This is a genomic window from Streptomyces sp. WAC 01529, assembly GCF_003945545.1.
GTDB lineage: Bacteria > Actinomycetota > Actinomycetes > Streptomycetales > Streptomycetaceae > Streptomyces > Streptomyces anatolicus.
On record NZ_CP029617.1, the window covers coordinates 7,841,902 to 7,852,724 of the forward strand.

Sequence of the window (10,823 nt, forward strand, 5' to 3'; positions counted from 1 at the left end):
CGGGGGAGTTGAGCGCCCGCTGCGCAGGGCGCCGCCTCCACCGTCGCGCGCCCCGGCCGACGGTCCGCCCCCAGAACTACGTAATCTTGTAGGAGCCTTTTGCCCGCCGCGGCTTGCGCGGGCGGGGGTGACGTGTTCCAGGGGCGCAGAGGAGGTACGGACGTGTCCCGAACGGAGGGGGCGCCGGTCAGGCCGAGGGTGGCGGACGCGGCCATCTGGCGGGGCAGGTTCCTGAGCCTGCTCGACCGCTCCCCGGCGCCGACCGCCATCAGCAGCAGCGACGGGGTGGTCACGGTCGCCAACCCCGCCTTCGCCGGGGCCCTGGGGCTCCGTCCCGGCCGGGTCGCGAACCGTCCCCTCCTGGATTTGCTCACCCCCACCAACCGGCAGCAGCTCCGCAAGCTCGACGAGGCCATGCGCTCCGGCCGCAGGTCCCGCTACCCCGTCGAGGTGAGCTGGACGACGGAGGGCTCGGCCCGCCAGGGACAGCTCACCGTGGAGCCGGTCACCGACCCGCTGGAGGAGACGCCGCCGCTGCTGGTGACGTTGCGGGTGGCGGAGGAGCGGGCGCCGGGCACCTCGGGACACGGCGCGGCCGCGGGCCCGGGCGAGGCGGGGGAGGAGTTCGCGCACCCCGCCCTGAGCACGCAGGAGGCGCGCATCCTGCGCCTGGTCGCGGGCGGCGCCACGACCTCGGTCGTCGCGCGGGCGGTCGGAATCGGCGTCGACGGCGTCAACTACCACCTGACCCGGCTGTGCCGCCGCCTCCGCGCCCCGAACCGGACGGCGCTGGTGGCCCGGGCGTACGTGCTGGGCCTCCTCGACCCGACCGCGTGGCCGCCCGCCGTGGCGGCGCCTGCCGCGCGGCAGGGCCCGGCATCGGGCGGACGCCGTGGCGGTGCTGCGGACGGCGGGGGTTGAGCTTGTCGGCGCCTCGTCCCAGCGTGGGCGTCGACGCTGCCGGGCTGGGGCCCACGGGCCTGATGACGCGGCGCCCGGCCCGGGCGGTTAGCCTGGTGGCAGCGGTGACCGGTCGCCCCCGGCGCCGCGCGGCGGTGGGGCCCGCCATACCCGAACCGCGGCGAGGGATGCCGCCAACGGTCCCTACTTGCGAACGAGTGTCGCCCGCCGTCGGGCGACGGCGAGTAGGAGGCGTACGCCCATGGAAGCCCAGCGGCCGAAGGCGTTCGGCGAACCCACGGATCCCGACATCGACCTGTCCGCGCCCGTACCGGCGCCCGGGACATCGCGCCGAGGCGGGCCGGCCCGCGGCCAGGGACAGATCCTGGCCGCCGTCGCGGTGGGCGGCGCCATCGGGGCGGCGGCACGCTACGGCGCGTCCCTCCTCTGGCCGACGCCCGCCGACGGCTTCCCCTGGACGACCTTCGCGGTGAACGCCGTCGGATGCGCGGTCATCGGCGCCTTCATGGTGCTGATCACCGACGTGTGGGCGGCACACCGCCTGGTGCGGCCGTTCTTCGGCACGGGCGTGCTCGGCGGCTTCACCACCTTCTCGACGTACGCGGTGGACATCGAGCGGCTCGCGGGCGGCGGCCACGCCCGCATGGGCCTCGCATACCTGGCGCTGACCCTGATCGCGGCGCTCGCCGCGGTGTGGAGCGGGGTGTGGACGACGCGCCGCCTGGTGGCGTGGAGGCGCGCATGACGAGGCCGACCGGGACGGCGCTCCGGGTGCGCCGGTGCGGGGGACGGGAGAAGCCGCGGTGAACTGGCTGTTCGTCATCACCGGGGCGATGATCGGCGCGCCGCTGCGCTATCTGACCGACCGCGCCGTGCAGAGACGCCACGACACGGTCTTCCCCTGGGGAACCTTCACCGTCAACGTCGTGGGCAGCCTGATCCTCGGCGTACTCGCCGGGGCCGCCACGGCGGGCGCGGCCTCCTCCTCGACGCAGCTGTTCCTCGGCACCGGCCTGTGCGGCGCCCTGACCACCTACTCGACGTTCTCGTACGAGACGCTGCGGCTCGCCGAGGAGGGGGCGGGTTTCTACGCCGTCGCCAACGCGCTCGGCAGCGTCGCCGCGAGCCTCGGCGCGGCCTTCGCGGGAGTGGCCGTCGCCGAGGCCATCTGGCTGTGACGCCCGGCTTCAGGGCGTCGGCAGCGCTTCAGCGCTCAGGCTGCCCGGCGCGTCAGTACCGAGGAGACCTCGGCAGCCCACCTCCAGGGCGCCGCCGTGCCGCCGGGCGCGGAGTTGAAGTACTCCCAGCCGGCCACACCGCCGAAGCCCGGGTGCTTGGCGGTGAGCGCGCGGAGCGTCGACTTCAGTGTCGTCATGCCGACATAGCCGCTGCCGCCGTTGGCTGGTGAGGTGAGCGTGCCCGCGACCACCTTGGACGCGGGAATCAGCCCGCGCGCGATGATGGCGTCGTAATCGGCCGTGGAGTTCATGCGGCCCCAGCCGTTGTAGAACTGGGCGTTGAACCACGCGATGTCACCGCCCCGGCTGCGGTAAAGGGCGTCGTAGTCGAAGCCGGAGAGATTTCCACCGCCCTTGAGCGCGCTGGCGACCGGCGCGAGCGTAATGAGGAAATCGGCGCCGAAGTCGGCGCGCAGCGCGCTGATGACGCGCTCGATTCCGGCCGGCGACATGTCCTCCTCGACATCGAGGTCGACGCCGTCGAGGTCGTACCGCCGGATGAAGTCCCGCAACAGCGGGTAATACGTGTCGAATTCGTTGTCGAGCCGGGTGAAGCTGCCGGGCGCCGCGCCACCGATCATCGCGAGCACGTGGACGCCCTTGCCCTGCATGGTCTTCAGATCCCGCCACATCCGGTCGTACTTGGCCGATTGCGGCGGGTCGTCGTTCAAGTGCACAGGCGCGTAAGGCCCGTTGAGGTCATTGAGGTGCACCGCGGCCACCAGCACGTCCGTCACACCGGTGTTGCGCTCGGTGAGCGCGAGCGGCGACACGTACGAGCCATTCGTGTACTGCGTCTGGTAATAGACGACCACGCGTTTCCCCGGCCCGGCGGGTTTCCTCGCCGCCATCGCCGTGCCACTCGATGCGGCGGCGGCCGCCAGTGCCGCGAGCAGGACGCTGCGCCTCTTCATGCTCATCGCTCCCCTGAGTCGAAGTCGCCGCAATTCTTACGGGGGGCCGCGGCGAATCGCTAGGGAGAGACAGAACTAATGCGCATTAGTTGGTGAGTTGACGAGTTCGTGGCGGAGCTGGACGACGCCGCTGCCGAAGGTCCGCGTCCCGGCGAGCCGCAGGCCCGCCTTCACCTCCGGTGCCAGGAACATGGGCTTCCCGCGGCCGATCAGGACCGGGTGGACGTACGTGTGGATCTCGTCGACCAGCCCCATGCGTAGGAAGGACGCGGCGAGATCGGCCCCGCCGACCACGAGGTCGCCGCTCGCCTTCTCCTTGAGGGCCAGGATCTCCTCGGGCACCACCTCGCGCAGGATGGTGGTGTTCCAGCCCGCCTCCGGCAGGGTGCGCGAGAAGACGTACTTGGGCATGTCCCGCCAGATCCCGGCGAACTCCGCCTCCACTTCGCTGGCGGCTGGATCCTGGTCCGCGGTCGGCCAGTAGTCGGCCATGAGCTGCCAGGTGACGCGGCCCTCCAGGAAGGCGCTCAGTGTCTTGCACCAGTCATTGAAGTGGCGGTGCAGCTCGTTGTCGACCACGTGCCAGTCGATGTCGCGGTCCGGTCCCTCCATGAACCCGTCAAGGGAGACCGACATCGACAAGATGATCTTTCGCATGGCGTTCCTCGCGGTAGTCGTCGCCCTGGTCGTCGCCGTAGTGATCGTTCGCCGGGGTCGCGGCCGCGGCCGCGACCCCGGCTTTTGTGACGATACGCCGGAGGTCGCCGCGGGGCGGGCTGTACCGGTCCCGACCGCATACCCCTCTCGACCGGATCGCTCGCGCCGACGCCGCGCGATACGGCCGATGCACAGACGGGTGACTGACGTGCGGCGTCCACCGGGGCTAGGTTGTGCGGCATGAGCAATCTTGATCGCGAGGCGGTTCCGAGCCGATGCGGCGGCCGAGGATTCGTCGTCGCGGAACCGGTACGGGAACTCCTCAGCCCCCGGCGCGTCAAGCTCGGCGAATCCACCGAGGTCCGCCGGCTCCTGCCCAACCTCGGTCGGCGCATGGTCGGCGCCTGGTGCTTCGTCGACCACTACGGCCCCGACGACATCGCGGACGAGCCCGGCATGCAGGTGCCGCCCCACCCGCACATGGGCCTCCAGACGGTCAGCTGGCTGCACGACGGCGAGGTCCTGCACCGCGACTCCACGGGAAGCCTGCAGACCGTCCGCCCCCGCGAGCTGGGCCTGATGACCTCGGGCCGGGCCATCTCGCACTCCGAGGAGAGCCCGCGGGCGCACGCCCGCTACCTGCACGGCGCGCAACTGTGGGTCGCACTCCCCGACGCCGACCGCCACACGGCCCCGCGCTTCGAGCACCACGCGGAGCTGCCCCGGGTCACCGCGCCGGGCCTGAGCGCGACGCTGATCCTGGGCGGCCTCGACGGAGCGACCTCCCCCGGCACGACGTACACCCCGCTCGTCGGCGCGGACCTCACCCTGGCCGACGGCGCGGACGTACGCCTGCCGCTGGACCCGGACTTCGAGTACGCGGTCCTGTCCATGTCCGGCGAGGCCCACGTCGACGGCGTCCCGCTCCTCCCCGGCTCCATGCTCTACCTGGGCTGCGGCCGCTCCGAACTCCCGCTGCGCGCAGAGTCGAACGCGTCCGTGATGCTCCTGGGCGGCGAGCCGTTCGAGGAGGAACTGGTCATGTGGTGGAACTTCGTGGGCCGCAGCCACGAGGAGATCGAGCAGGCGCGGGGTGACTGGATGACGGGCACCCGCTTCGGCGAGGTAAAGGGTTACGACGGCCCCGCCCTGCCCGCCCCGGAACTGCCGCCGGTGGCGCTGAAACCGCGGGGGCGGGTGCGCTGAGCTGGGGGGATGGGTGGCGGAGGCACAGGGCGATCGTTCGAAACGAGGGGCTTGGTCTGTGGGTGTCGGCGGCTGTGACCACGTCTGATCGGATGCTTGCTGACCCTTTGCTGAAGTTGGCGGTGTGCTGCGGCTCGCGCTCCCGCGTCCAGGCTTCACGCCTTGCACGTGGCCGACCACGGTGTCACGGGACGACCTGAGAGAGTGGGCGGCCGTCCTGTCCTCGGCGAAGCTCAGCGAGATGGACGATGTAGCCGGAGCGTCTGCTCGCTGACAGGGAGTCCGGCGGCAGGTCAGCCTCCAGAGCCAGCGCCGCGTCGATGTCGCCACGGCCGACTTCCTGCTGCGGGCAGGCCAGGAAGGACACGCCCACGCGGTGGTCAAGCGGGCGACGTGGCTGGGGGAGGCGAGCTGCCTCCAGCCAGGCCGTACGCAGGACCGCGGTACCCGGTGCCAGGAGCGGCTGTCGAGACGCGCTCGGCAACCGCTGACCGGCGCTCGGGCGTCCTTCGGGTATGCCCCAGCCGAACCCCGAACCGTCCCCGGCTCCGCCCAGCTGGCCGTACTGTGGCCAGGACCCCGTTCCAGAGAGACCGTTCGGCTGCCGCGGCATCCACGTATCCGGCTACTCCGTATGTCTTGCTCACCTGGCCGACGCCGACCGTGACGCCTATCTGGCCCGTGTGGTCCCCGGCGCCGACATCGATCACCGCGGTACCTCCTTCACTGAACCCCTTCTCGGTTCCCTCCTCTCTGCCCTCCGCGACCCCGCCACCAGATCCCCCCGCATCGGCTTCGCCCGGTTCGATTCGGCGATCTTCGAGGGCTACGCCGGGTTCGGGTCTGCGACCTTTGAGGACAACGCCGGGTTCGGGTCGGCGATCTTCAAGGGCGACGCAGGGCTCAGGTGGGCGACCTTCAAGGGCAACGCGGAGTTCAGGTCGGCGAGGTTCGAGGGCGACGCCTGGTTCGAGTCGGCGACGTTCGAGGGCGACGCCTGGTTCTGGGCGGCGACGTTCGAGGGCAACGCGGGGTTCAGGTCGGCCACCTTCAAGGACAACGCAGGCTTCAAGGCGGCAACCTTCAAGGGCAACGCGGAGTTCAGGTCGGCGAGGTTCGAGGGCGACGCCTGGTTCTGGGCGACGACGTTCGAGGACAACGCCAGGTTCGGGTCAGCGACCTTCAAGGGCGACGCAGGGTTCAGGTCGTCGACGTTCGAGGGTTACGCAGGATTCGATTCGGCGACCTTCCAAGACAGCGCCGGGTTCAGGTCGGCGACCTTCAAGGACAACGCAGGGTTCGAGTCGGCGACCTTCGAAAGGGCGACAGTTCTCGGGCCGTTGATGTGCGCGAAGCGGGTCGTGTTGTCTTGGGCGGTGTTCGGCGGCCCGGTGACGCTCTCGTTTGCCGCGTACCACGTGGAGTGTCGGTGGACCCGCTGGTCGTCAATGGCCGAGGTGCGTTTGCGCTACGCCACGGTGGATTTCTCCCACGCTGTCTTCGAATACCCCCTCACGATCGCCGCGGAGCAGGAACCCTTCGTGCTCGCGGAAGGCCCAGTCGTGGACGAAGCGCCACTCGCACGGCTGCCCGACACCACGGTACGGATGATGTCGCTGCGCGGGGTTGATGCGGCCCACCTGGTCCTCGCCGACGTCGACCTCTCAAGTTGCCTGCTCACCGGGACCGTGCACCTGGACCAGATACGCCTGGAGGGCGCCTGCTCCTTCGCCACGACCCCGTCCGGCACACTCTGGCGGGGCGGGCGCCCTGTGCGGTTCACCCGGCGCCGCACGCTTGCCGAAGAGCACCACTGGCGCGCTCGGCAGCCGACAGCGGCCCCAGGCTGGACCGCGGCGATGCCCGACGTCGGACATGCGGGGCCGGCACAGCTGGCGCCGGTCTACCGGGCACTGCGCAAGGCGTTCGAAGACGGCAAGTACGAGCCGGGCGCGGCGGATTTCTACTACGGCGAGATGGAGATGCGCCGACAGGACCGCACCCAGACCCCGCGTGCCGAGCGCGGCTTGCTGCACGGCTATTGGGTCCTGTCCGGCTATGGCCTGCGCGCCTCGCGGGCGCTGGGCTGGCTCGCTGCCGCCATGCTCGTCACCATCGTGCTGCTGATGGGTTTTGGACTCCCGCAGGACTCCCCGAAACAGGAAGCGACCGGCACCGTGCCGCCCGGCGGCGGGAGAGTGACCTTCGAGATCGGCAAGGATGATCCGCGCAACCCCGCCGGGAACCGGTTCACCGGCGAACGCTTCGAGAAAGCTTTGAACGTGACGCTCAACTCGGTGGTGTTCCGCTCCTCCGGTCAGGACCTCACCACCACCGGAACCTACATCGAGATGGCCTCCCGACTGGCCGAGCCCATCCTCCTCGGTCTGGCGGTCCTCGCCATCCGCAACCGCGTCAAACGTTGAACGCGGCCGGTCTCACGACAGCGGACACGAGATCACGCACATCGGGTGCTGAAATGATCGGCCCGCTCAAAACGCCCAGAGCCGACGCACGGAAGATTCCGAAGTGCAGATCGGAGCCCCTCACGCTGAGATCTTCCGTGCGGTCCGACAGAGGCGCCGGGCCGGGTGTCGACCAGGGCTCGCACAATCTGCTGCACGACCGGCGTGCTACTTCATACCCTCTCCCAAAATCCCCGGAATCTGCTAACCGTCAGCGGACCCCGCGTTGATCCTGTGGCTCAGGAGCGGATGCCGGTGCGAGGGCTCAGCGACGGTCGCGCGGCCACTTCGCGGTTCGTGGCGCCCGACGCCACCGGGCCCGCCACGCGCTGTTGTTGCGGAGTCAGCCGCCCGAGAGCACTGTCGTTGTCGCCGGCTGCGCTGTCCCCGGTGGCCCGCAGTTCGGAACGTGTTCGCTTCTTTCACAGCAGGGCGCCGCAGCGTTCGAAGCCGACGAGGGCGGCCCGCAGACGGGTGTGGCCGGGCGTGCTCGACACCTGTGTTCCCTTCCTGGAAGGGAAGATGACCGAGCGTTGCCCCCGGTCTCCACAGGGGGCCCGCGCAAGGCGACACTGACGCTCATGGGACGTTCGCTTTGATAGGGCGTCAGCTCATGCATGAGGCCGGTATGCGGTCCGTCCGTCGAGTTGTACGGATCGCGGCAATGGGGGGGGCAACATCAGGAAGGTGACCCGCGCCCCCGGTGACGACAGGGAAGGTGGAGCGCGGCGGTACGAGCAGCCCACGCACCGGGCTGTGCCTGTTGCGCATCGTGGACCCGGCCATCGGTGACTACGACTGCCAGCGGGTGGCCGTTGCCGTCCACGGGGTGGGGGATCTTTCTCGTCAGGCCGCTACAGGATGGGCCTATTGCGTGGCTGGCCGGCTCGCCCCTGGGTAGGAGCTTTACTGCTGCGGCAGGTGGCGGCGCTGTTGTACCTCTCCGGCCGGTCCGGGTTCGTGGCGTTAACGCTCCAGTCTTACGGAATTCGTGAACGCCGTAGGAGGATTCGATCCTCGTCGGCCATCGCAAAGTGATGAAAGTGCCACAGGAAACCCAAGGATGGGCATACTCTGCGGGAATCACCGCAGGTGGGCTGGGGCGACCTGTAATGCGGCGGAGGTGTCATGGGTGGGGACCCGTATGTGTCAGCAAAAGGGGTCGGAGAGCGCGAGCGCACGAGGGTGCCGGATCCATACGGTGACCAGGCTCTCCTGACGTCTGCCATGACGGGGGGCTACGACGCCGTCCCCGGCCAGGAACGCAGTCGACTGCGGAGCTATCTCGAAGCCGTTGTCGCGGCCCGTCCGGCGCCGGTGCACACCACGGTCGCCTTCAACGCCGTGTACTTCGGGTACGAGCTCGGCGGCGACGGCTACGGCGGAAGCCCGCTGTGCCTCGATGATTTTCCCGTCATCACCTTCGGTGAGTGCGCTCCCGTGCTCCCGGTCGGGGCCATGGTGTGTGTCGCCACCGGGTCGGACCCGCTTTACGCGGAAATCGTCTACAGAGAGGGCGCGCACCCGGAGGTGGACGCGCTTGGTGACGTACCGGCTTGGGTGTCGGGGGCGCCCGCAGGCGCCGAGGGCTCGGGTAGGCCGGGTACAGACGCCGAACCAAGGCGCAGGGAGCTGCTGGTGCCGGACCTCCACGCCTTCGGTCCGGCACTGAGTCTGTCACCGGCCCAGCTGCATCGCTTACGCACGCGCGGGCGATGGATCAACGAGGACGGGCATGTCGTCGTCGACGTGTGCTATCCGTCCTTGCAAGCAGCCCGGCGCGACGATCTGACGGCCTACGCGGACCATCTCCTGACGACGGCTCGGGAACAACTTCTCAGCCCCTTCGTCCCTGTTTCCCTTGCCTCCCTGGTGGGCGGCACGCAAGACGGCGATCTGCGGGCGGGACTGCTCGGTCTGCTCGACACGGTGCGAGGCGTCCTCAACTCCAGTGCAATGTTGCGCACCTGGGGCCACTACGCCCTGACCCGTACCTCCCTCGCGGACTGCTGGCGGGACACCGGACCGCTGGGCGGCCACGACCTCAGGTCTCTTGTGGCCGCGGTCGAGCGCGCGGCCACCCCGGCGAGGCGGCGACACGGCCTCGTCGCTCCAGTCACTGTGTACACAGCGGTCGGACCACGGCTCCGCGGTTTTCCCGGAGCGGAGGAACGGCTCAGGGAAGTGGGGTACGCCGCCGCGGTGTGCCGGGCGAACGTGGCGCTTGCCGACGTGCTCCAAGGGGACAGCGACCAGGGCCTGTTCGGCAACGGTTCCCGGGTCACCCTCGACGACGCCTTCGAGGGGGGAGGGGTGTGGCGGTCCCACCATCCCGGTGACGCAGAGGCACCCGGAGACCCCCTGGTCCCGGCCGGGCGCGGCTGGAACTCCACACTGCCCGCACCGCCGGAGCCGGTAGATGCGCCCCTCGCCGACGATGACGCCCTCGGCACCGGAGAACTCCTGCGAAGTGACGCGCAAGAGATCGTCTGGAGGGCGCCCCTGCGGCTGGCCCATCTCATCGGCGGCTGGTTTCCCCTGCACCCGTTCGTCGCGCAGGACCTTTGCCGGCCCCGCGGCGCGCACCCCACGCTTCGCCTCGAACTCAACCATGCTGGTGAGACGTTGGACGAAAAGGAGGCGGTGCAGTACGTCGCGGCCGAACTCGGGGACGACTCGGGCCGGTTGGCGGGGATCGTCTGGCCCGGTGACTTCTTCCCCGGCCTGATGCTGGAGCTGCGCCGGCTCCGTGGCGACACGGTGATTCGGCTGGCCACGACGCGGTTGAAGGAACGGGCGCAGGCCGGTGACCGTGAGACGGGGCACTGTTACGACCCTCGCGTGCTCACCAGGGAGGACGTGCCGGGCAGCAGCCGCCACGGTGACAGCGCGGTCGGGCTGGGTCCCCGGCAACTGGTGATGCGCACCGTGCGCCGTTGCGGTCTGCTCACCCTAGACGGTCACGCCCTGATGGACCGGTCGGTCCTGCCGAGCGCGGTCTATGGGCGCCGACCGGCCCGGTCGCAGGCCGCTGATTTGGATTCGGCGGTCGCGGAACTGCTCGCGGAACGTCTTCTGGAGCCGGCCCTGGGCAGCCGGGACGCCTGGGGACAGCCGCACTTCCCGCCGCGTGACGGACAGCGGACCATTCTCCTTATTGGTTACCGTCCCGCCAGGCCGCGGGTGATACGTCCGTGGGGCGGTGGTGAACCGGGCGGTGAGGGACTGCGTGGCGCTCAGTTCGTCGCAGGTCATCTGCGACGCCTGCGACCGGGGCGCCTGCCCAGCGACGTTCAGCGCGCGGCCTTCCGGGAGCACTGCCGCAGGCTTGGCAAGGCGGACGGCTGGGAACTGCCGTACGGCTACACATTCGTGACCGAGCACACGCGCGGCCGCTGACCTTTCACGGGTTCGCGCGTCCA

At 70.1% G+C, this 10,823-nt stretch carries 8 protein-coding genes; 6 read left to right on the forward strand and 2 right to left on the reverse strand.

The genetic code is table 11. The annotated features are described in order from the left end of the window. Nucleotides 1–162 precede the first annotated feature (162 nt). From DMA15_RS34490 to crcB, 3 genes are all read left to right on the forward strand, one after another. A complete protein-coding gene (locus DMA15_RS34490; protein WP_240660091.1) occupies nt 163–921 on the forward strand; it encodes a PAS domain-containing protein in 759 nt (252 codons plus the stop codon). A gap of 241 nt (nt 922–1,162) precedes the next feature. Then, the gene (locus DMA15_RS34495) at nt 1,163–1,666 is read left to right on the forward strand and encodes a CrcB family protein (RefSeq protein ID WP_125516581.1); all 504 of its coding nucleotides are present in this window, start codon (nt 1,163–1,165) and stop codon (nt 1,664–1,666) included. Nucleotides 1,667–1,724: 58 nt separating this feature from the next. Then, nucleotides 1,725–2,099, forward strand: a complete 375-nt coding sequence (crcB, locus tag DMA15_RS34500) for a fluoride efflux transporter CrcB (RefSeq protein WP_125516582.1) — start codon at nt 1,725–1,727, stop codon at nt 2,097–2,099. A gap of 35 nt (nt 2,100–2,134) precedes the next feature. Here crcB and DMA15_RS34505 read toward each other — a convergent pair whose 3' ends face one another. Next, nucleotides 2,135–3,073, reverse strand: coding sequence for a glycosyl hydrolase family 18 protein (locus DMA15_RS34505; protein ID WP_125516583.1), 939 nt, complete (start codon nt 3,071–3,073; stop codon nt 2,135–2,137). A 75-nt stretch (nt 3,074–3,148) separates the two neighbouring features. After that, nucleotides 3,149–3,730 carry a dihydrofolate reductase family protein gene (locus DMA15_RS34510; RefSeq protein WP_125516584.1) on the reverse strand — a complete coding sequence of 194 codons (582 nt, stop codon included), beginning with the start codon at nt 3,728–3,730 and terminating at the stop codon, nt 3,149–3,151. A 240-nt stretch (nt 3,731–3,970) separates the two neighbouring features. Here DMA15_RS34510 and DMA15_RS34515 point away from each other — a divergent pair, with 240 nt between their 5' ends. The 3 genes from DMA15_RS34515 to DMA15_RS34525 all read left to right on the forward strand — a co-directional run bounded on the left by DMA15_RS34515 (nt 3,971) and on the right by DMA15_RS34525 (nt 10,800). After that, nucleotides 3,971–4,936 carry a pirin family protein gene (locus tag DMA15_RS34515; protein WP_125516585.1) on the forward strand — a complete coding sequence of 322 codons (966 nt, stop codon included), beginning with the start codon at nt 3,971–3,973 and terminating at the stop codon, nt 4,934–4,936. Nucleotides 4,937–5,451: 515 nt separating this feature from the next. Continuing rightward, nucleotides 5,452–7,362: a pentapeptide repeat-containing protein gene (locus DMA15_RS34520; protein ID WP_125516586.1), complete on the forward strand. Its 1,911-nt coding sequence runs from the start codon at nt 5,452–5,454 to the stop codon at nt 7,360–7,362. A 1,266-nt stretch (nt 7,363–8,628) separates the two neighbouring features. Continuing rightward, entirely contained in the window at nt 8,629–10,800 is a 2,172-nt protein-coding gene (locus DMA15_RS34525) for a hypothetical protein (protein ID WP_240660092.1), read from the forward strand. The last annotated feature ends 23 nt before the right edge of the window (nt 10,801–10,823 follow it).